This window comes from Halobiforma nitratireducens JCM 10879, from assembly GCF_000337895.1.
Classification (GTDB): domain Archaea; phylum Halobacteriota; class Halobacteria; order Halobacteriales; family Natrialbaceae; genus Natronobacterium; species Natronobacterium nitratireducens.
Genome location: NZ_AOMA01000142.1, coordinates 74,985 through 93,773, shown reverse-complemented (window position 1 = coordinate 93,773; position 18,789 = coordinate 74,985). Strand labels below are relative to the sequence as shown.

The window sequence follows — 18,789 nt, the reverse complement described above, 5'->3', positions numbered from 1 at the left end:
TGGTGTGCCGGTAGTGTCCCGGGCTCAGCCCAGGAGGTACCGGAGCTTGGGGAACCGCTCGATCACTGTCTGACCGCCGACCTCGAGTTGCTCGATGTAGCGGTCGAGGCCGGCGATGCGGCCCGCCGCGAAGGCACCGAGCGCCAGGAAGACGACGGCGTAGATCAGCGTCGAGTCNCTCAGAGATGTGTATAAGAGACAGCGTTAGCCCAGAACGTATCGGAGCTTGGGGAACCGCTCGATCACCGTCTGACCGCCGACCTCGAGTTGCTCGATGTAGCGGTCGAGGCCGGCGATGCGGCCCGCCGCGAAGGCACCGAGCGCCAGGAAGACGACGGCGTAGATCAGCGTCGAGTCGAACAGCGCGAGCCACTGGCCTTCCCAGCCACCGAGGTAGAACGCGATCATCTGGATCGCACCACCCAGTGCGGCCAGGCGGACGAACGCGCCGGCGATCAGCGCGACGCCGATCAACACNCCGAGGTAGAACGCGATCATCTGGATCGCACCACCCAGTGCGGCCAGGCGGACGAACGCGCCGGCGATCAGCGCGACGCCGATCAACACTTGCGTGACCGGGACCACGACGTTGATAACCTCGAGGAGGGCGGCGTTGCCGGCCATAGCAGCGTAGAGACCGCTGACGGGGCTGACCGGATCGACGCCGTGGACCAGGAAGCCGCTGGCGTCGAACGGCTCGCCGCTCACGAACGCGAACTTCCCCAGTCCCGCAAACAGCATCATTCCGCCCATCACGAACCGCAGAGCGACGACGAACCACGCCGACAGNTCGAACGGCTCGCCGCTCACGAACGCGAACTTCCCCAGTCCCGCAAACAGCATCATTCCGCCCATCACGAACCGCAGAGCGACGACGAACCACGCCGACAGTGCGTGGGGCTCGCCGGTGAGTGTAATTCCACCGAGACGACTTTCGAGCCGGTTTGGAGTTGTGGTAGACATCGTAGGTCACCTCTTACAGGTATACGTTGGTGAGATGTTTACTTGAACCCGAAATACAGTTCTCGCCACCCAGGATTTCCTCCGAGCAACTGAGAATGGCGGGTAACATGTTCGTCTGATTTATGCCGTCGGCTGCACGGGACGATACTTACGTTCGCTTGCCGTATTCGGGCTATGGTCACCACGATTTCCGCCGAGCGACTCGCGGAACTAATCGACGAGGACGCCGACTTCGCGCTCGTCGATACGCGACCGGCGGACAGCTACGAGGCCTGGCACGTCCCTGGAGCCAGCCACTTCCAGTTCGGGCCCGAGGAATCCCTCGAGACCGACGGTCGACTCGAGCAGTTACGCGAGACCGTCGGCGACGCCGACCGCGTCGTCACGATCTGTGCGAAAGGCATCTCCTCGGGGAACCTGGCGACACAACTCGAGTCCGCGACGGGCGAGTTCGAGGTACAGGCAGTCGACCGCGGAATGAAAGGCTGGAGCGGCGTCTACGACCACGCGCCGGTCGACGCCGGTGACGGTCTCACGATCGTACAGATCCAGCGTCGCGCGAAGGGCTGTCTCGGCTACGTCGTCGGCTGCGATCACACGGGGGAGGCGGTCGTCGTCGATCCGACGGCGGACACGGCGGAGTTCGTCATCGCTGCCGAGGAGGCTGGGCTGTCGATCGTCGGCGTGATCGACACCCACGTTCACGCGGACCACGTCTCCGGCGGCCGCGACCTCGCCGACGACCTCGAGGTCCCTTACTACCTCGGCGAACGGGCAGCCGACCGCGGTGTCGAACTCGAGTTCACGCCGCTCGAGCGAAACGAGGTGCTCGCGGTCGGCGACCGCGAGTGCAAGGTGCTGTACGCGCCCGGCCACACCAGCGACATGATCACCCTGCTGATCGACGATCGGGCGCTGCTGACCGCCGATACGCTGCACGCCGACTCGACTGGCCGCACGGAACTCGAGTTCAGCGACGACGAGGGCGAGGAGGGCGCGACGATGCTCTACGAGACTCTCCATCGAACGATTCTCGCAGAACCCGAATCCGTCGCCGTTCTGCCGGGTCACGTCACGGTCACGTCCGACGGCGAGTTCGCCCACGGCTCGCCCGGCGAACCGATCGCGACGACGATCCGGAGCGCCCGAACGGAAATCGATCTGCTCGGCCTCGAGCGCGAGGCGTTCGTCGACCGGATGGCCGACGCCGGAACGAAGCCGGCCAACTACGAAGAGATCATCGACTACAACCTGGGGACACTCGAGATCGAACCCGAAGAGCGGGTCGAACTCGAGTTGGGGCCGAACAACTGCTCGGCCTGATTACCGCGAATAGGTCTCGAGACGGACGATCCGTCCGTTCTCGAGGTCGAGTTCGAAGAAGTCGGCGAACTCGAACAGTTCGCGTCCGGAGTCGACGGCCGATTCTCCGTCGGGTCCCACCCCGCCGTCGAGTACGCGCCCTCGAGCGGCCACGTCGCTCGAGCCGTCACCGTTGGAGTGCTCGGCTCCGCCGTTCGCGACGATCGAGATCAGTTCGTGGCTCGTCTCGGGATTCGGTCGCTTTTCGCGCATGAACCGGACGAACGCGTCCCGGTCCTCGAAGGTTCGATCCGGACGCCGCTGGAAGAACTCCGTCGAGAGTATCTCCTCGAGTGCGGCGTAGTCGTGATCGTCGAGCGCGTCGTAGTACCGCCGAACGAGGGCAACCGAATCCATGGTTGGAGGTTCCGACCCCAGCGCCAAAAGGGTGGTACCCGGCTCGAGTCGCTTCCTTCTTGCGGCATATCAGTCAAAAGTTGAACAACAATCGATTTTAGCGAACGCTTACACCGGGCTATGCCGTGTACTGACACATATCAGCGTCAGCGAACGCGGCGAATTCGTCGAAACAGTCTCGCTCGCGGCCTTCGAGGAGAACCTGCGGCTCGTCGTCGCGAAGTCGACAGTCGGGCTCCTGAACGCGGGCGTCGATCACCGCGAGCCGACGGCACAGGCCCTCGAGTTCGGCACCTGGTACCGCGAGTCCGGCTGGGGCCCGGCCTCACGATCCTCGGTTGCATGGCCAACGTGATCGACGACCTCGAGCACCGCCGTCGCATCCCGCTGATCACGACCGCCCGGTACATGGCCGCCCATTTCCCGACGCGCCGGGAGGCAGAACAGACGTTTTCGATCGCGATGCGACTCGATCGTGGTGAGCAGCTACACGAGAGCGATTCGTGAGACGGAGACGGACGGAACGGGCCCTGACCCGAGCGAACGGCCGTCAGTTCGGGTCGTAATTCCCGCCGCCTTCGGGACCGTAGCGCGGGTCGTCGTCGTACCGGACGCACTTGGCGGTCTGCTCGGGCGTGACCTGGTGAGTCTCGAGTCCGTCGCGCTCACACGGCGTGGCGAACTCGGTCTCGAGGCGTTCGCGAGCGATGTCCCGGTCGCCAGCGATGGCCGTCTCGAGCGCCTCCGAGAGGACTCGCTCGGCATCGGGGTCCGACAGTTGTGAGGGCACGGCGTACGACTCACGGATCGCGTCGGGGGTCTCTTCGTCGTGGTCGTCCGTCAGGCTGAGCTCGCCCTGCAACAGATCGTGTCGGAGGTTCGCGACCGCGCGCCAGTCGTCCTGCTCGAACTCGTAGCCCCCGGGCTGGACGAGTTTCGGACAGCGCGGGTGGAACCGACAGCCGCTCGGCACGTCGACGGGATCGGGCACCTCGCCGACGAGTTCGATCCGCTTGCGGTCCTCGTCGGGATCGATCCGGGGGACCGACGAGACCAGCGCCTGCGTGTAGGGGTGTTTCGGATCGTTGATGATCTCGTTGGCCGGGCCGACCTCGACAAGCTCGCCGAGGTACATGATCCCGATCCGATCGCACATGTGCTTGAGCAGGGAGAGGTCGTGGCTGATGTAGACCGCAGTTAGCCCGAGCTCCGACTGCAGGCGCTTGAACAGATCGAGGATGCTCGCCCGGATCGAGACGTCGAGCATGCTCGCCGGCTCGTCGGCCAGCAGGAACGACGGCTCGAGCGCCAGCGCCCGGGCGATGCCGACGCGCTGGCGCTCCCCGCCGCTGAGTTCGCTCGGATACTCGTGGGCGTAGGCCTCGGCAGGCTCGAGGCCCGCCTGCTCGATCGTCTCGTAGACGCGGGCGTCGCGTTCCTCCGCGGTTCCGATGTCGTGGACGTCCAGGGGCTCTTTGACCCACTCGTAGACCGTAAAGCGCGGGTTGAGCGATTTGTACGGGTCCTGGTGGATAATCTGGGCCTCACGACGGAACTCGTTGAGTTCCTGGCCGCCGACGTCGGTGATCTCCTTCCCGTCGAAGTAAATCTCGCCGCCGGTCGGCTCGAGCAGCCTGATGGCGCTTTTGCCAAGCGTCGTCTTGCCACAGCCGGATTCGCCGGCCAGCCCGAACGCTTCGCCTTCCCGGATCGACAGGGAGACGCCGTCGACGGCCCTGACTGCGTCGTCGCTCTCCCCCCGCAGGATGCGGGAGACGAGCCCGGTGTTGACGGGGAAGTGCTTCTCGAGGTTCTCGACACGGAGCTTGTCGTCCTCGTCGACGCGATCCGGCTCACGGGCCGTCTCGAGGGAGTCAGTCATCGAGTTGCACCTCCTGTTCGTGCTCTTCGTTCGTCCCGGCTTCGGGTGCGATGTCGCCCGAACGGCCGATGTCCTGGTCGTACCAGGTGGACTTCTTGCCGGCTTCCTCCTGGAGGTAGTCGATCTCGTCGGCTCGGTGGCACTCGACGCGGTGGCCGTCGCCGTAGGATTCGGTCTCCGGCGTTACGGTCCAACACTCCTCCTCGGCGAACGGACATCGCGGTGCGAACCGACAGCCTTCACCGGGATCGACCAGGTCCGGCGGCGTGCCGGGGATCGAGATAAGCTCCTGGTCATCGTCACTGATATCGGGGAAGGCGTTCCGGAGCCCGAGCGTGTAGGGATGGCGNGATGTGTATAAGAGACAGGCCGTAGACCACGGCGATGCGGTCGCAGGTTTCGCTGACGACCGACATGTCGTGGGTAATCATGATCATCGCGCTGTCGATCTCTGCTTGCATCTCCTTGATCGTGTCCAGAATGCGATCCTGGATCACGACGTCGAGTGCCGTCGTCGGCTCGTCGGCGAGCACGAGCGACGGCGACAGCGCGAGTGCGAGCGCGATCATCGCCCGCTGGGCCATCCCCCCAGAGAACTGGTGGGGATAGTCGTCGACGCGGTCCGGATCGATACCGAGGTCGTCGAACAACTCGCGGGCGCGTTCGTACGCCTCGTCTTTCGACGTGTCCTCGTGGTAGGTGACGACCTCGACGATCTGGTCGCCGACGGTGTAGACGGGGTCGAACCCGTTCATCGCGTTCTGTGGGATCATCGACACTTCCGACCAGCGAATCTGCTTTCGTAGCTCCCGGTCGGACAGCTCGGTGATCTCCGTCCCGTCGAAATCCATCGAGCCGTCTTTAATCTCGGCGTTGTCCGGCAACAGCCGGATGATCGACTTCGCGAGGGTGGTCTTGCCGCTGCCGCTTTCGCCGACCAGGCCGACGGTCTCGCCGCGTTCGATCGACAGCGACGCGTCGTCGGTTGCGCGAACCCAGCCGTCGTCGGCCCGATAATACGTCTTCAGTCCGTCGATATCGAGTAGCGTCATTATTGATGTTTGAGCTCCGGATTGACCTCTTTCTCGAGCGTGCGACCGATGAAGAACACCGACATCACGAACAGCATGATGGCGATGCCAGGCGGGAAGACCCACCACCAGGCTTCGCGGATCGCGTTCGCGGTGTAGACGTTGTAGATCATCTCACCCCACGAGAGCATGTTGGGGTCACCGAAGCCGAGAAACGAGAGGCTCGCCTCGGCGATGACCGCCCACGCGACCGCGAAGGCCGCATACAGGAACGTAAGCGGCAGGACGTTCGGCAGGATGTGCCGGTACATGATCCGTACGTGGCCGGCCCCGATCGCCTGTGCGCTCTCGACGTACGGTCGCTGTTTGTGACTCAACACCTGCGAACGGATCACCCGCGCCGTCGAGCGCCACAGGATCAACACGATGGCGATGATGATGTTGACGAGACTGCTGCCCAGGATCGCCACGAGAACGATGGCAAAGGGCAGGAACGGGACGCCGTAGACGACGTCGGTAATCCGCATCAGCGTGTCGTCGACCCAGCCGCCGAAGTAGGCGCTGATCAGGCCGACGTTCGTCCCGATGAAGACGGCCATGAAGGCCGCGAGGCTTCCGACGAGCAGCGTCACGCGGGTTCCCGCGATCAACTGCGAGAGCACGTCCCGGCCCATGTCGGTCGTTCCGAGCGGATGGGCTACCGACGGTCCCTCGAGCCGGCCGCCGACCGCTCGCTCGGTCGGATCGTAGGGGGCAAGTCCCGGGATCGTCACGTTCAGGAACTCGATCGTGTACGGCCGTGCGAAGATACCGACGAAGAGAAACACCGCCAGGATGGCCAGTCCGATCTGGCCGAGGCGGTCTCCCTCGAAGATTTCGAGTTTCGTCCGGAGGTAGCTGACGCCGTTGCCGATGGTGCCGGTTGCGGCGTCGACTGGAGAGGTTCGTTCAGTACTCATTCGTACTCCACCCTCGGATCGAGGTAGACGTACAGCAGGTCAGCGACGAAGTTCATGATTATCACGACCGATCCCATGAGGAAGAACGCCGCCATGGCAAGCGGGTAGTCGTTCTGGTTGACCGCGCTTACCATCTCTCGGCCCATGCCGGGCCAGTTGAACACCGTCTCGATGACGACGGAGCCGCCCATCGCTGCGCCGGTCGCGATCGCGGCGACCGTCACGATCGGCAGGATCGAGTTCCGTGCGGCGTGTTTGTACAGCACCGTTCGCTCGGGGAGTCCCTCCGCTTTCTTGATCTCGATGAAATCGGCGTTCAACACGTCGAGCATCGTCGACCGCATCAGCAGCGTCGGCGTCGCCAGATAGACGATTGCGCCGGTCAACGCCGGAAGGAACAGGTGATGCAGGAAGTCGAGCGAGCCGTATCTGGCGACGAAACCGCCGCCGAGTTCGCCCCCGGTCGTCCGCATCCCACTCGAGGGGAACCAGCCGAGCCAGAAGACGAACACCGACAGGAGGACGATGCCGACCCAGAACTCCGGCGAGGAGCGGGCCATCAGCGTCACGATGATACCGCCACGTTCGAACCTCGAGTCACGCCACCATCCCATCAGTGCGCCGAACGCGATCCCGATGACGTAGGCGATAACCAGCGCCGTCCCCATCAGGACGATCGTGTTCATAAACCGGACGGTGATGATGTCGATGACGGGATCGTTGTAAATGAACGACTGACCGAAGTCCCCGGTTAGCAGCTGTTGCAGGTACTCGACGTACTGGACGTACAACGGCTGGTCCAACCCGAGCTCTGCTATTCGCTGTTCTCGTTGCTCCGGCGTCATTCCGTCCATGATGAACATCGACGTTGGATCGCCGGGCATCATCCGAAAGAGCACGAACAGGAGCGTGAAAAACGCCCAGAAGGTCACGATAAGCTGGAGGACCCGTCTGACGACGTACGCTCTCAGCCCCATCGCTCGCTCCACCTCACGTTGCTAGCTAGTATCATGTATCGTATGCGAATTGGTATCGTATTTGGTAACCGAAATCGGTAATGGGGGTTCACCGCAGCTTCGCCCGTTACTCCGCGCCGTAGTGGAGCCGATTGTCGTCGTCCCAGCCGTAGCCCGCGTCGGCGAGCTCCTCACGAGCCGCGTCGAGATCCTCGGTGAACTCCTCGACATCGGGGTTGTGCCAGAACTCGTTGTGCTCCGAGATCGTCGTGTGCGTTACCGTTCCCATCCCGTCGCGGATGAACTCGACGTACTCCTCCTTGGGAACGCCGTACGACAGCGCCCGACGAACGGCCACGTCGTCGAACGGTTCGCGGCGCGTGTTGTACTCGATCATCGCGTAACCGACCGCGTTGAACTCGGCGAGATCGAGGTCGTCGTCGTCTCTGGCTCGATCGACCGCGGTCGGTTGCGGAACGGCACCGACCATGTCGATCTGGCCAGCCTCGAGGTCGTTGACGAGCTGGGACGTGTCCTCGCCGGGAATCCGGATGAACTGATCTGCGTTTGGCGTCTCGAAGTGATCGTCGAACGCCTCGAGCTGGAGTTCGGCCTGGCGTTCCCAGTCGCGGAACTGGAACGGACCACTCCCGGTCCAGTTCTCGTCCTCGAAGTCCGTGAGCTCTTCCGGCTCGACGTCGCCCCAGACGTGTTCGGGAAAGATGTACACCTGCCCGAGCACGTTCGCCGTGAACGGCGCGAACTCCTCCTCGAGGTGGAACGTGATCTCGTTGCCGGCGGTGTCGACTTCGTCGATGACCTCGACGAGCCCACCGTAGGTCGGCGAGTCGGCGTATAGTTCGTACGTAAACTCGACGTCGTCGACCGTGAGATCCTCGCCGTCGTGGAACGTGAGGTCGTCCCGAAGCTCGACGGTGTAGGTCATTCCCCCGTCCTCGATTTCGGGCTCACCCGTGACGAGCCATGGCTCCGGAATTCCGTCCCGGCCGATTCGGAACAGCTGATCGTAGATCAGGCGGACGAACTGGCGGTCGGGAGTCGCCAGGTCCTGCATCGGGTTCAGCGAGATGATTTCGGACGGGTAGCCGAACCGAACCGTGTCGTCGTCGTCGATCGGCGTTGCCGAGATCATGTTCCAGAACGAGTTGAGCCCCTCACCGAGGGTCGGATCGACGTTCTCAACCCGAGCGCTCGCGTAGGGGTGGTATCCACCTTCGTTCGCGATGTAGGTTCGTGGCTGGTTCTCGGCGATGATCTCCTGGGCGTCGTAAACGGTCTGTTGTCGTTCTTCTCTGTCCGGCTGAGTCACCTGTAGCTCGGCCAGTTCGTCGTACTCGTCGTGTTCCCACCCCGGCGTGTTTCGACCACCCTGCTGGGTGTTGTCGGAGTGGTGCATGTCGTAAATAAACGTATGTGGGTCGATCCGCTCGGGCGTGCCACCCCACCCGAGCAGCGATGCGTCGTAATCCTGCTCGACGACGACCGTGTCGACGTGTGCGTTGAACTGTAAGTTCTCGAGGTTGACCTCGAATCCGATCTCCTCCCAGTTCTCCTCGATCGCTGACGCGAGTTCGTTTCGGAAGGGGTTGGCCCCGGCGGTCGGTGCAACGAGATGAATCTCCGGCACCTCGTCTGCGAGTTCGTCCGCTCCGTCGACATCGGTACCGTTTTCCCCACCGGTACACCCGGCCAGGCTGGCAGTGAGTCCAGTGACGCCAGCCATCCCGGCACCCTTCAGCACCGTCCTTCGAGTCGTGCTATCTTCTGGCATTTCCATACGTGGTACTCTAACCCATGGTATATAAAACCTATGTAAGGTGTGAACAACACACATAATAACATATTACCCGGATATTTTTCTCCCCCATTCCGTCCATCGATAACAGTTACTTAATATACAGTATGCGAGTTGTGGTAATTACTCTAAACAAAGTATTTTTATACTAGAGTACCTCCGGAGAGACGTGGAGTGTCACGTCTACTACGAGGGTGACGACGACCCCGAGAAATGCACCGCGAGACGGCTCGAGAAGTTCGACGAGGCGATACTCTACCGGAACATGGACCAGGTGCCCTACGGCGTCGTCCTCAACCCCCACGCCGAGCGGGCGCTGTCCCCGGCCGACGCCGAGGCGGGGCTCGGTACGCTCGTCGCGCTCGACTGTTCGTGGGAATCCGCGGAGGAAGCCGCCTTCAGGATGAACGGCGTCCACCGTGCGCTCCCGTTTCTCGTAGCGGCGAACCCGGTCAACTACGGCCGCCCCTTCCAACTGACGACAGTCGAGGCCCTCGCGGGCGCGTGTTGCATTTTCGGCGACCGGGACCGTGCCGAAGCGCTGCTCGAGCCGTTCCGCTGGGGCGAGACCTTTCTGACCCTCAACGAGGAGCCACTGCGACGGTACGCCGACTGTGTCGACTCGAGTGAGGTCGTCGCCGTCCAGGAGGAGTACCTGGCGGACGAAACCGAGGAAGGGGCCGATCACGACCCGGAGAGCAACCGAGACGGCCAAGAAACGCCGTCCGGGTAGCCACGGCCGGGAGGCTCGCGCAATCACAGCGGTTATATGCGCGTCCCCCCAACGGGGCGGTATGCCAAGCTTCGACGCCGCCGAGAACCGTACGCTCGAGAAGATGATCTGCATGCGCTGTAACGCTCGTAACCCGGAGCGAGCCGACACCTGCCGTAAGTGCGGCTACGGCAACCTTCGACCCAAGGCCAAAGAACCGCGCGCAGCCTAATCGAGTTTCCCGGTCGTTCTCCGATCTCTTTTGCTTCAGCGGAGACGCTCCGGACCCGTCCGTTCCCTCGTCCGGCCGCCGGGAAGTCGTTCGTAGCCGTCGTGGGGCAACGAACCGTCACCGACGAACGGTGGCGGTCGGAACATCGTCCAGTAGTGTGTACTGTCAGTCCCTTTTGGTACGTCGTTTTTCTCGGTAAGTTGTTATTGTGGCAGCGGGCGTCGACCTCCACTTTACTGACTGTGCCAGGTGAAATCAGATACAATCTAGTTGGATATAACCATTCTAAATCAAAAAGAATAACCAGTATTATCAGAACCATAGAGTATGATTCGTTGTCCCAACGTCGTTGCACAGGCTTCCGACCGACGACCGTCCGCGGGTGATCTCCGATGACGGGACCGATGCTTACCACCAGCATCCGAGCGTCGATCGAAGCCAACCTCGTCGGACTCGTCGATTTCCTTCCGACGATCGTCGGTGCTGCGCTGATCGTCTACCTCGGCGTGTTCCTCGGTCGGAAACTGCAGCCGAAGGTGACGGATGCCGGCCACCGGGTCGGACTCGACGAAACGGTCCGGGCGACTCCCTTCGGAGCCCTGTTCCCCGACGGATCGGACGCCGTCTCCCGGACGTTCGCAGTCTTTCTCAAGTACTACATCGCGTTGATCGGGGTGTTCGCCGCGATCGAGTGGTTCGCCGCACGGACCGCGATGTCGTCGACGTGGCTCGTCTCGACCTGGGGACAGGATCTGCTGGCGTACGTTCCGCCGATCGTCATCGGCATCGTGATCCTGTTCGTCGGTTTCTACCTGGCCAATTGGGCGACCGAGCAGGTCCGTGCTTCACCCGCAGCGGAGCAACTCGGGTTTACGCCGGTTCTCGCGGGTGCGACGAAGACGATCCTGTACTTCCTGGTCCTCGTGATCGGCCTCGAGACGATGCCGATCGACGCGGGGATTCTCCACACGTTCGGCCAGGCGTTCGCGTACGGTCTCGGCCTCGCCGCTGCGCTCGCGGTCGGCATCGCCGTCGGCTGGGGCGGAAAGGACTACGTCGCCGAGAACATCGACGACTGGTTCGAGCAAACGCGTGACGCCGCCGAAGAAGCGAACGCCGTGACTGGCGACGACTGACGCGAGCAGGTCCGTCGGGGCCGGTTCACGAGAACCGCCACGGCGACTCATACTGTCGACCGAACTACTGCACACACCGATCGCACTCGAGACGCGATCGGGTGTGTCCTGACTGTTGTCCAGTAGTCTCAGTTCTCGTCGGGGTATTTCGGCTCGCGTTTCTCGGCCCGTCCGAGGGCCGTCTCGACCACGTCCCGTACGTCTCCGTGGAAGACGCTCCCGTGACCGGCGTACATGTGTTCGACCCCGTCGGGCAGACGATCGAGCAACTCCTGGAGGCTCTCGACGAGCCGGTCGCGGGACTGCCCGGCCATGTCGGTGCGGCCGAAGCTCCCGTAGTCGAACGCGCCGTCGTCGTGGACGACGACATCGCCGGAGAACAGCGAGGCTTCGGAGACGAACGAGACGTGATCGTCGGCGTGGCCCGGCGTATACACGACGTCACAGTGCTCGTCGCCGATCCGAACTGTATCGCCGTCCTCGAGACCGTGCGTACGTGTGGGGTGGTCGTCGTAGGCGTAGACGTCCGGGTCGAAGGCCTCGACGACGGCCTCGAGTTGGGCGACGTGGTCACCGTGTTGGTGGGTCATCACGACGGCGTCGAGGTCGTCGACGTGTGCATCGATCACGTCGACGATCCCCTCGTACGCACCGGCGTCGACGAGCGTCGCCGTGCCGTCGTCGCCGACGGCGAGGAAGGCGTTGCAGGTGAACGTGTCGGCTCCTTCGGTGGCGTGGTGGACGTCCATACCGGACGACTCGTCGCCCGTGAGTAAAATCCTGCCGTCGGCTCGCCGGAGCGTGACAGGCGGCCGCCGAGCCGACTGCCGACAGCCAAATGAGCTACAACCATGGAACTTTTCACCGCCAATCGCTTACGTCTATCTGTATGGGATTCGGGAGTTACGACGAATCCGAACAACAGGAGGTCGACGCTGATTTTGACGACGACGACGCCGTCCAGTCATCGGAAACCGACCACAACGGAACGATCGAGTTCGAGAACGGGGCCTCGAGCGACGAACTCCTCGATCGTCTCAAGGAGATCAAGGACGACGACGATTCCTGACGTGATGGCAGACCGTTCGCATCGATGAAACCCGGGGTGCGGGCGCTGGGCGTCGCGGAGTCGTATCGCGGCGGTGCCGAACGGAGCACGCTCGCGGCGGCCGTCGTCCGCGCCGACCGCGTCGTCGACGGCCTCGCGTACGGCTCCTGTACCGTCGGCGGAACCGACGCGACCGACGCCGTCGTCTCACTGGTGACTGACCTCGGCCGTCCCGACGCACGGTACGTGTTGCTCGGCGCTGTCGCCCCGGCGTGGTACAATCTCCTCGAGCTGTCGCGACTCCACGAGGCGCTCGACCGTCCCGTGGTCGCCGTCACCTTCGAGGAAAGCGACGGTCTCGAGGCCAGTATCCGGGACGCGTTTGCCGGGACCGACCGCCGGGAGCGTCTCGAGCGGTACCGAGCGCTTCCGGACCGTCGCGAACTGTCGGTCGACGGGGGGACCGAGACGGTGTACGTCCGGGCCTGCGGCCTCGAAGCCGAGCGAGTCGACGAGGTGGTCCGAGGGTTCACGCCCGAGGGTGGACGCCCGGAGCCGATCCGAGTCGCTCGACTCGCGGCGCGGGCAGGCGAGACGTTCGCCGGGTCGGCGGGACAGGGGCAGGGCTCGAACGATGTGTCGAACGACTAGCCCTCGTCGGTGACCTGTCCTCTCGGGTCGCCTTCGGCCCTCGCTACGACCGTCGCTCGAGGACCGCCACTGCGACGATACCGGCGGTCACGAGAGCGAAGGCGAGCAGGGAGAGACGGGGAATCGTGAGGACACCGACCCCCTGCCAGTAGACGGCTCCGCATCCGGCCCCGACGCTGCAGGTGACGCCTGACGATCCGGTCGTCTGGATGCCGACGTGGTACGCCGCAGTGACGAGCCCGAGCCCGGAGAGCGCCAGCGCAGTCGTCCAGATTTCGGCACGGTCCTCGACGGCGGCGACGCCGAGGACGAGTACGAGCGGGTACATGAACACTCGCTGGTACCAGCACAGCTCGCAGGGCGGGTATCCCGCGATTTCGCTGAAGTAGAGGCTCCCGACGGTCGCGACTGCCGCGACGACCGTACAGGCGGTGAGGAGGCGGCGACGCATGCGCCGTTCTGGAACCGCCGACGAAATCAATCGTTCGGTCGTGTGCTCGGGGCCTGCACGATTGCCGTCCGAACTCCGCTCGCTCGATCTCGAAACCCGAAAAGCGTAGTAGGGCCTCGGTCGAGCCACCACCATGGGAACGATGGAGGACCTCCGGGTCACCGAGTGCACGCAGTGTTCGAAACTCGTCGAGTGTCGTAGCCGGATCGTCAACGGGACGGGCCCCGAAGACGCCGATGTCCTCTTCGTCGGCGAAGGGCCGGGGGCAAACGAGGACGAGCAAGGCGAACCGTTCGTCGGCCGAAGCGGCTCGGTTCTCGACGACCAGCTTCGTATCGCCGGTCTCGACCGCGAGACAGTCCGGATCACCAACTGCGTGCGGTGTCGCCCGCCGGAGAACCGCGATCCGACCGCCGAGGAACTCGAGAACTGCCGGGAGTACCTCGAGACCGAGATCGATCGCCTCGATCCCGAGGTCATCGTCACGCTCGGGAAAGTGCCCAGCGAGCATCTTCTGGGGCGGTCGGTCGCGGTCACCGCGGAGGCGGGCTCGGTCGAGGACGTTCGAATCGAAGGGGCCCCGTACCGGCTGTTGATCTGCGTTCACCCGGCGGCGACCCTGTACGACCGCAGCCAGGAGGAGACGTTCGCCGAGACGATCGAACGCGCGGCGGAGCTTGCTGGCGCGGATGGGAGCGACGGCGGACAGACGCGTTTAGACGGGTTCTGATCGAGTCGGTCGGGTTTCGATTGCCAGCACTCGCTTGAACCGGCTGGGGAACGGAACTCGCCCGTGACCGATCTCACTCTCGAGGACGTCGAGGAGAGGCTCGATCGGGCGACGAGGCTCGAGACCGAGGAGGCCGTCGCCGTTCTCCGAACCGCTCGCGAGGACTTGGCGTCGCTGAACAACGACCCCGGCGTCGACGAAACCCGGCGATCGGAACTCGCGGACCGGCTCGATCAGCGCATCCGCGAAGTACAGAACCGTGACGCGTACCAGGGCGAACTGGGTGCGGCGATGAACCCGGAAGAGGACGACGCCCCCTGACATCGTGACGTCGGGGCCGGCTGCTCGAGGCAGTAAGCACGCCGTACAGGGCGCTCCGAACGCGGCTGTCGGGACGTCGATCGTGGCTGCTGTCACAATCGGGCCTTTCTTCCCGAAACAGTCGCGCCGATTCTTGCTCCGATCGTCGCTAAGCGTTCATTATGGAACCGAGCCGACGACGGGTACTGTGTGGACTCTCGAGCGTCAGTGGCGGTGCCGTGCTCGTTGGGGGACGGTGGGGCCGCGAGCAGTCCCGTACCGCGACCACTGGCGACGCGTTCGACCCGATCGAGCCCGACGGATCGACGCCCGATTTCGCGGTCTCGATCGTCGAGACCTCGTCGCCGGTGGGCGCGGGCGACCGACTGCGGGTCGTCGCCGAGATCACGAACCGCGGAGCCACGGGCGGACGGACACGTGTCGAATTCCTGGTCGGCCACGACGGCGAACGCGTCGGGCGGCGCGAGATGCCGGTCGAGGCCGGCGAGAGCCGAACCGCCAGGTTCGACTTCTACACCTATCCGGTGCCCAGCGACGACGAGTTTCCCGTAGGCGTCGCGATCGAAGGCGACGCCGCACGGACGACCGCCAGCGTGGTCGGTGCCTCCGAACTCCCGACCGCCCGTCCCGGACCCGAGCTTTCGATCCGCGAGGGGACGGAACTCCTGTTCGAGGCCGGCGCGCTCGAGCCCGGCGAGCGACAGACGACCGTCTGGTGGGTCGACGGCGAGCGGGTGAGCGGTCCGGTCGGCGGACCCTGGGTATCGACCTACTACGCGGCGTTCGACGCCCACTACCACCGAGAGACGTTCGCGGAGCCCGGCAGCCACGAGGTAGCCGCGGCCGTCGTCCCGGAGGACGGGACCGACGAGACCTACGCCGCCCGCTGGCAGGTCGAGGTCTCCGACGACGGGCTCGGGTCTCCGACAGTCGACCCCTTGCGCCCGGCCGAGGACCGAATTGTCGTCACGCAAGGCGAGGCCGTCGAGTTCGAACTCGAGGCGACCCACGAAGGTGGTGATCTCGACCGGGTCGTCTGGTGGCTCACCCAGGCCGATACGATCCTCGGGGTTACGGAACTCGAGGGCGAAACTGCCACCGCACGGTTCTCGACGGACTCGTTCTGTCACACCTGCCGGGTGTATCCCTGGGTGATCTGTGAGGACGGCACCGTCGCGAGCACGGAGTCGGCCTGGATCGTCGACGAGATCGGAGACGGGGACGAGCAGCCTGGCGGCCCGATGACGATCTCGATCCGGACGACGAACTCGCCCGTCCCGGCCGGCGAGACTCTCGAGGTAATCGTCGACCTCGAGAACGGCGGGACGACGTATCGGGAGGACGTACTCGAGTTGATCGTCGGGGACGACCCCGAACTCGTGGACACGCAACCGGTGTCGCTCGAGGGTGGCGAGACCGGAGCCGCCACGCTCGAGTTCGAGACGTACCCGGTGCGACGGGAGCAGCGGTTCCCGGTGCGGGTCGTCGGATCGGACGACGAGGCGGAGACGACCGTCGAGGTTGTGGCCTGAAACTGTCGGACAAAACTATCGTGAGAATTCGTCGCTCGCTCGGTGAATTCTCTTCGTTGATTTCTGTCCGGTAGCCCGATCGCGGGCGCTCCGTCCGAAACGTTCCGGAACGCTAATGCGTCGGCTGAGCGATCGATGATCCATGTCCTACTCCGGTCCTTTCTTCGATACGAACGGAACGCTCGACGACGAGCGGTTGATCGCCGAACTGGTCCCGATCGCGATCCTCGTCGCGCTGTTCGGCGCGGTCGCGGCCGTTCCGCTCCTGATCGCGGTCACGTCCGACGCGCTCGTGTTCACGTTGCTCTCACAGTTCGTTCTGGCCGTCGGCAGTGCGATCGTCCTGATACACGTCGTTGCTCGCGGGATCGAACTCGCCGACGCGTAGCCGCTCGCGTCGCCCGCTGGCCGGTCCCGGCGAGTTCGGCCGAACCCCCACCCTTTTATTCGGGTGCCGTCCCCAGTTGTCATCATGCGAATCGCACTACTCGGTGGCACTGGCGACATCGGCGAAGGGCTCGCGCTGCGCTTCGCTCGAGATACCGACCACGAGGTCCTCGTCGGCTCCCGCGATCCGGAGAAGGCACGGGACGCAGTCGAGGAGTACGAGGAGACCCTCGCCGAGCACGGCGAGGGGGACCCGGACCTGAACGGCTTCGCAAACGAGATGGCAGCCGACCGGGCCGACGTCGTCGTTCTCTCGGTGCCGCCGTATTATGCCGGCGATACGGTCGAAGCGGTCGCGGACAGCCTCGACGAGGACACGATTCTGGTCACTCCCGCAGTCGGAATGCAAGGCGACGAGGACGGGATGCACTACCATCCGCCGGGGACCGGCAGCGTCACCGAACTGGTCGCCCAGCGTGCTCCCGACGAGGTCCCGGTCGTCGGTGCGTACCACAACCTCGCGGCGGGCAAACTCGCCGACCTCGAGGTCGAATTCGATCTCGATACGCTGGTCGTCGCCGACAACGAGGACGCGAAAACGACCGTCAGACAGCTAACGGCGGAGATAGAGGGGCTGCGTGCGCTCGATGCCGGCCCGCTGGCGAACGCGGCCGAGGTCGAGAGCGTGACGCCGCTTGTCATCAATATCGCCCGGTACAACGACGAGCTCGAGGACGTCGGCGCGAAGTGGGTTTGAACGATCGGTAACCGTCCCTTGACGTACCTGCCGACCGATCTACAGGCTGAGCAGGCCGAGTGCCTCGGGGTCAAGCCCCGAGCCAGTTCACGAGCGACGATCCCGTTCCCCGTGCCCCTCGAGCGCTCGAGGCGACGCTATTCAGGAAGATCGGACGAACGGGGCCGAGGACGAAACCGATGAGCCGTCGGCCGCCGAAAAACGAGTTGGCTGCTATCCACGACCATCTCCCGTCCCGACGACCGGGAACCCACGGGACGGCGCGTGGGTTCAGGGTCGCCGGCGCGGACGGTAGCGCCCGTATTCAGGCACCGGCTTCCTCGAGCGCGTCCTCGAGGTCTTCCCGCTGGGTGACGCCGACGAACCGTTCGACGATGCCGTCGTCGTTCTCGATGATCAGCGTCGGCAGCGATCGAACCTGGTACTCGTTGGCGACGTCCTGCTGTTCGTCGACGTTTACCTTCTCGACCTCGAAGCGGCCCTCCCAGTCCTCCTCGAGCTCCTCGAGGATCGGGTCCTGGGTCTTGCAGGGGCCACACCAGTCCGCGTAGAAGTCCTTGAGCGTGACAGTCATGCGGTCACCGCTACGTTGCTACCGGCCGCGCATAAGGGTTTCCCAGTCGCGCTCTCGGCGGTCTCGAGAAGCGGCAACGTCGACCGGATCGGCCGTTGGATTGTCGGGGCCCGCTATCGTGGCTACTGCAAGTCAGTGCACACCTGCTCGCCAGATGGGTCGGCGATCAGTGTGCAAATCGTTGCAGTTGGTACTACAGACCCGGGAGCCACCGTCGGCGGCGTCGGTTCCCACTGACCGACGATTCGCCGCGGTTCTTTATGTGTCTCCGTCGAACCCGAAACTATGTACCGCGACGTACTGGTACCCACCGACGGTAGCGACCCCGCTTCGCGGGCGGTCGAACAGGGAATCGAACTCGCGGATCGCTTCGACGCGACCCTCCACGTCCTGTTCGCCGTCGACGTCGACGAGCGAACCCCCTGGGACCTTTCGGAGAGCCGGACGACCGAGACCGTCCGCGAGCACGGCAGCGGACTGGTCGAGGGCGTCGCCGAACGAGCACCCGACTCCGTCGACGTGGTCACGTCGGTCCCCGAGGGAGACCCCCGCGAAGTAATTCTCGAGTACACCGACGAGAACGGGATCGACGTCGTCGTCATGGGTACCCACGGCCGCCGGGGCATCGACAGACTCTTACTCGGAAGCGTCACCGAACACGTCACGCGAAACGCCGACTGCTCCGTTCTCGTCACCCGCGCCGATCCCGACGACGAACCGGTCGCCGACGCCGCGGCCGCGATCGAGGCGGCCCGCGAGGCACTCGAGGACGCCGAGGGGATCGACGCGAGCGAAGCCGAACTCGCGGACGACCCCCACGAGATGGGGGGCTACTGGATCGTCAGCGTCGGAACCGTCGATCAATCGTACAACGTACATATCTCTCGAGCGACGGGGGCGACACGGATCGCCAACGTGACCGGTGAGTAACG

The 18,789-nt window shown here is 64.2% G+C and carries 21 protein-coding genes and 2 pseudogenes; 13 read left to right on the top strand and 10 right to left on the bottom strand.

Annotated elements, in window-relative coordinates; translation table 11 throughout:
- Positions 1-204: 204 nt before the first annotated feature.
- On the bottom strand, positions 205-963 hold the full coding sequence (locus tag C446_RS13860) for a hypothetical protein (RefSeq protein WP_006673755.1): 759 nt from the start codon (positions 961-963) through the stop codon (positions 205-207).
- Positions 964-1,137: 174 nt separating this feature from the next.
- Between C446_RS13860 and C446_RS13855 the strand changes: the two genes are divergently transcribed.
- Positions 1,138-2,286: an MBL fold metallo-hydrolase gene (locus C446_RS13855; RefSeq protein WP_006673754.1), complete on the top strand. Its 1,149-nt coding sequence runs from the start codon at positions 1,138-1,140 to the stop codon at positions 2,284-2,286.
- On the opposite strand, the gene C446_RS13850 is transcribed toward C446_RS13855, so the two are convergent.
- Complete coding sequence (locus C446_RS13850; RefSeq protein ID WP_006673753.1) at positions 2,287-2,682, bottom strand: nuclear transport factor 2 family protein; 396 nt, start codon at positions 2,680-2,682, stop codon at positions 2,287-2,289. It lies immediately after the preceding gene.
- 193 nt (positions 2,683-2,875) lie between these two features.
- Here C446_RS13850 and C446_RS18175 point away from each other — a divergent pair.
- Positions 2,876-3,189: pseudogene (locus C446_RS18175) on the top strand (hypothetical protein); the annotation flags it as partial.
- Between the two features lie 43 nt (positions 3,190-3,232).
- On the opposite strand, the gene C446_RS13845 reads toward C446_RS18175, so the two are convergent.
- From C446_RS13845 to C446_RS13825, 5 genes and pseudogenes are all read right to left on the bottom strand, one after another.
- Entirely contained in the window at positions 3,233-4,564 is a 1,332-nt protein-coding gene (locus C446_RS13845; RefSeq protein ID WP_006673751.1) for an ABC transporter ATP-binding protein, read from the bottom strand.
- Positions 4,557-5,616, bottom strand: a pseudogene (locus C446_RS13840) (ABC transporter ATP-binding protein). Before C446_RS13840 ends, C446_RS13845 begins: the two are co-directional and overlap by 8 nt.
- A complete protein-coding gene (locus tag C446_RS13835; protein ID WP_006673748.1) occupies positions 5,616-6,554 on the bottom strand; it encodes an ABC transporter permease in 939 nt (312 codons plus the stop codon). The pseudogene C446_RS13840 and the gene C446_RS13835 overlap by 1 nt, the downstream one beginning before the upstream one ends.
- A complete protein-coding gene (locus tag C446_RS13830; RefSeq protein WP_006673747.1) occupies positions 6,551-7,531 on the bottom strand; it encodes an ABC transporter permease in 981 nt (326 codons plus the stop codon). The genes C446_RS13835 and C446_RS13830 overlap by 4 nt, the downstream gene beginning before the upstream one ends.
- 106 nt (positions 7,532-7,637) lie before the next feature.
- Positions 7,638-9,254, bottom strand: a complete 1,617-nt coding sequence (locus tag C446_RS13825) for an ABC transporter substrate-binding protein (RefSeq protein ID WP_006673746.1) — start codon at positions 9,252-9,254, stop codon at positions 7,638-7,640.
- Between the two features lie 241 nt (positions 9,255-9,495).
- Between C446_RS13825 and C446_RS13820 the strand changes: the two genes are divergently transcribed.
- The 3 genes from C446_RS13820 to C446_RS13815 all read left to right on the top strand — a co-directional run bounded on the left by C446_RS13820 (position 9,496) and on the right by C446_RS13815 (position 11,406).
- Positions 9,496-10,059, top strand: coding sequence for a DUF367 family protein (locus C446_RS13820; RefSeq protein WP_006673745.1), 564 nt, complete (start codon positions 9,496-9,498; stop codon positions 10,057-10,059).
- A 61-nt stretch (positions 10,060-10,120) separates the two neighbouring features.
- Positions 10,121-10,270, top strand: coding sequence for a 50S ribosomal protein L40e (locus tag C446_RS18170; protein ID WP_006673744.1), 150 nt, complete (start codon positions 10,121-10,123; stop codon positions 10,268-10,270).
- A 392-nt stretch (positions 10,271-10,662) separates the two neighbouring features.
- The gene (locus C446_RS13815; protein WP_006673743.1) at positions 10,663-11,406 is read left to right on the top strand and encodes a mechanosensitive ion channel family protein; all 744 of its coding nucleotides are present in this window, start codon (positions 10,663-10,665) and stop codon (positions 11,404-11,406) included.
- 128 nt (positions 11,407-11,534) lie between these two features.
- Here the strand turns inward: C446_RS13815 and C446_RS13810 are convergent, their stop codons facing one another.
- Positions 11,535-12,155, bottom strand: a complete 621-nt coding sequence (locus C446_RS13810) for an MBL fold metallo-hydrolase (protein ID WP_006673742.1) — start codon at positions 12,153-12,155, stop codon at positions 11,535-11,537.
- Between the two features lie 140 nt (positions 12,156-12,295).
- Here C446_RS13810 and C446_RS13805 point away from each other — a divergent pair, with 140 nt between their 5' ends.
- On the top strand, positions 12,296-12,475 hold the full coding sequence (locus tag C446_RS13805) for a DUF5786 family protein (protein WP_006673741.1): 180 nt from the start codon (positions 12,296-12,298) through the stop codon (positions 12,473-12,475).
- 24 nt (positions 12,476-12,499) lie between these two features.
- Positions 12,500-13,105: an endonuclease dU gene (locus C446_RS13800; protein WP_006673740.1), complete on the top strand. Its 606-nt coding sequence runs from the start codon at positions 12,500-12,502 to the stop codon at positions 13,103-13,105.
- Positions 13,106-13,148: 43 nt separating this feature from the next.
- On the opposite strand, the gene C446_RS13795 is transcribed toward C446_RS13800, so the two are convergent.
- Complete coding sequence (locus C446_RS13795) at positions 13,149-13,556, bottom strand: disulfide bond formation protein B (RefSeq protein ID WP_006673739.1); 408 nt, start codon at positions 13,554-13,556, stop codon at positions 13,149-13,151.
- Positions 13,557-13,689: 133 nt separating this feature from the next.
- On the opposite strand from C446_RS13795, the gene C446_RS13790 reads away from it, so the two are divergent.
- The 5 genes from C446_RS13790 to npdG all read left to right on the top strand — a co-directional run bounded on the left by C446_RS13790 (position 13,690) and on the right by npdG (position 17,283).
- Positions 13,690-14,286 (top strand): uracil-DNA glycosylase, encoded by a 597-nt coding sequence (locus C446_RS13790; protein ID WP_006673738.1) that lies wholly within the window; start codon positions 13,690-13,692, stop codon positions 14,284-14,286.
- 63 nt (positions 14,287-14,349) lie between these two features.
- Positions 14,350-14,607 (top strand): hypothetical protein, encoded by a 258-nt coding sequence (locus C446_RS13785; protein WP_006673737.1) that lies wholly within the window; start codon positions 14,350-14,352, stop codon positions 14,605-14,607.
- 161 nt (positions 14,608-14,768) lie between these two features.
- Positions 14,769-16,139, top strand: coding sequence for a hypothetical protein (locus C446_RS13780; RefSeq protein ID WP_006673736.1), 1,371 nt, complete (start codon positions 14,769-14,771; stop codon positions 16,137-16,139).
- 142 nt (positions 16,140-16,281) lie between these two features.
- A complete protein-coding gene (locus C446_RS13775; protein ID WP_006673735.1) occupies positions 16,282-16,527 on the top strand; it encodes a hypothetical protein in 246 nt (81 codons plus the stop codon).
- 84 nt (positions 16,528-16,611) lie between these two features.
- Complete coding sequence (gene npdG, locus C446_RS13770) at positions 16,612-17,283, top strand: NADPH-dependent F420 reductase (RefSeq protein WP_006673734.1); 672 nt, start codon at positions 16,612-16,614, stop codon at positions 17,281-17,283.
- Between the two features lie 304 nt (positions 17,284-17,587).
- Here the strand turns inward: npdG and C446_RS13765 are convergent, their stop codons facing one another.
- On the bottom strand, positions 17,588-17,857 hold the full coding sequence (locus C446_RS13765) for a thioredoxin family protein (RefSeq protein WP_006673733.1): 270 nt from the start codon (positions 17,855-17,857) through the stop codon (positions 17,588-17,590).
- A gap of 285 nt (positions 17,858-18,142) precedes the next feature.
- On the opposite strand from C446_RS13765, the gene C446_RS13760 reads away from it, so the two are divergent.
- Positions 18,143-18,787, top strand: a complete 645-nt coding sequence (locus tag C446_RS13760) for a universal stress protein (protein ID WP_006673732.1) — start codon at positions 18,143-18,145, stop codon at positions 18,785-18,787.
- The last annotated feature ends 2 nt before the right edge of the window (positions 18,788-18,789 follow it).

What these genes read in the sequence shown, in the direction of transcription:
- C446_RS18170 (WP_006673744.1), top strand. Translation starts at nt 10,121, where the DNA reads ATGCCAAGCTTCGACGCCGCCGAGAACCGTACGCTCGAGAAGATGATC.
- C446_RS13760 (WP_006673732.1), top strand. Translation starts at nt 18,143, where the DNA reads ATGTACCGCGACGTACTGGTACCCACCGACGGTAGCGACCCCGCTTCG.
- C446_RS13780 (WP_006673736.1), top strand. Translation starts at nt 14,769, where the DNA reads ATGGAACCGAGCCGACGACGGGTACTGTGTGGACTCTCGAGCGTCAGT.
- C446_RS13810 (WP_006673742.1), bottom strand. Translation starts at nt 12,155, where the DNA reads ATGGACGTCCACCACGCCACCGAAGGAGCCGACACGTTCACCTGCAAC.
- C446_RS13790 (WP_006673738.1), top strand. Translation starts at nt 13,690, where the DNA reads ATGGGAACGATGGAGGACCTCCGGGTCACCGAGTGCACGCAGTGTTCG.
- npdG (WP_006673734.1), top strand. Translation starts at nt 16,612, where the DNA reads ATGCGAATCGCACTACTCGGTGGCACTGGCGACATCGGCGAAGGGCTC.
- C446_RS13850 (WP_006673753.1), bottom strand. Translation starts at nt 2,682, where the DNA reads ATGGATTCGGTTGCCCTCGTTCGGCGGTACTACGACGCGCTCGACGAT.
- C446_RS13800 (WP_006673740.1), top strand. Translation starts at nt 12,500, where the DNA reads ATGAAACCCGGGGTGCGGGCGCTGGGCGTCGCGGAGTCGTATCGCGGC.
- C446_RS13845 (WP_006673751.1), bottom strand. Translation starts at nt 4,564, where the DNA reads ATGACTGACTCCCTCGAGACGGCCCGTGAGCCGGATCGCGTCGACGAG.
- C446_RS13815 (WP_006673743.1), top strand. Translation starts at nt 10,663, where the DNA reads ATGACGGGACCGATGCTTACCACCAGCATCCGAGCGTCGATCGAAGCC.
- C446_RS13795 (WP_006673739.1), bottom strand. Translation starts at nt 13,556, where the DNA reads ATGCGTCGCCGCCTCCTCACCGCCTGTACGGTCGTCGCGGCAGTCGCG.
- C446_RS13825 (WP_006673746.1), bottom strand. Translation starts at nt 9,254, where the DNA reads ATGGCTGGCGTCACTGGACTCACTGCCAGCCTGGCCGGGTGTACCGGT.
- C446_RS13775 (WP_006673735.1), top strand. Translation starts at nt 16,282, where the DNA reads ATGTCCTACTCCGGTCCTTTCTTCGATACGAACGGAACGCTCGACGAC.
- C446_RS13830 (WP_006673747.1), bottom strand. Translation starts at nt 7,531, where the DNA reads ATGGGGCTGAGAGCGTACGTCGTCAGACGGGTCCTCCAGCTTATCGTG.
- C446_RS13835 (WP_006673748.1), bottom strand. Translation starts at nt 6,554, where the DNA reads ATGAGTACTGAACGAACCTCTCCAGTCGACGCCGCAACCGGCACCATC.
- C446_RS13805 (WP_006673741.1), top strand. Translation starts at nt 12,296, where the DNA reads ATGGGATTCGGGAGTTACGACGAATCCGAACAACAGGAGGTCGACGCT.
- C446_RS13765 (WP_006673733.1), bottom strand. Translation starts at nt 17,857, where the DNA reads ATGACTGTCACGCTCAAGGACTTCTACGCGGACTGGTGTGGCCCCTGC.
- C446_RS13855 (WP_006673754.1), top strand. Translation starts at nt 1,138, where the DNA reads ATGGTCACCACGATTTCCGCCGAGCGACTCGCGGAACTAATCGACGAG.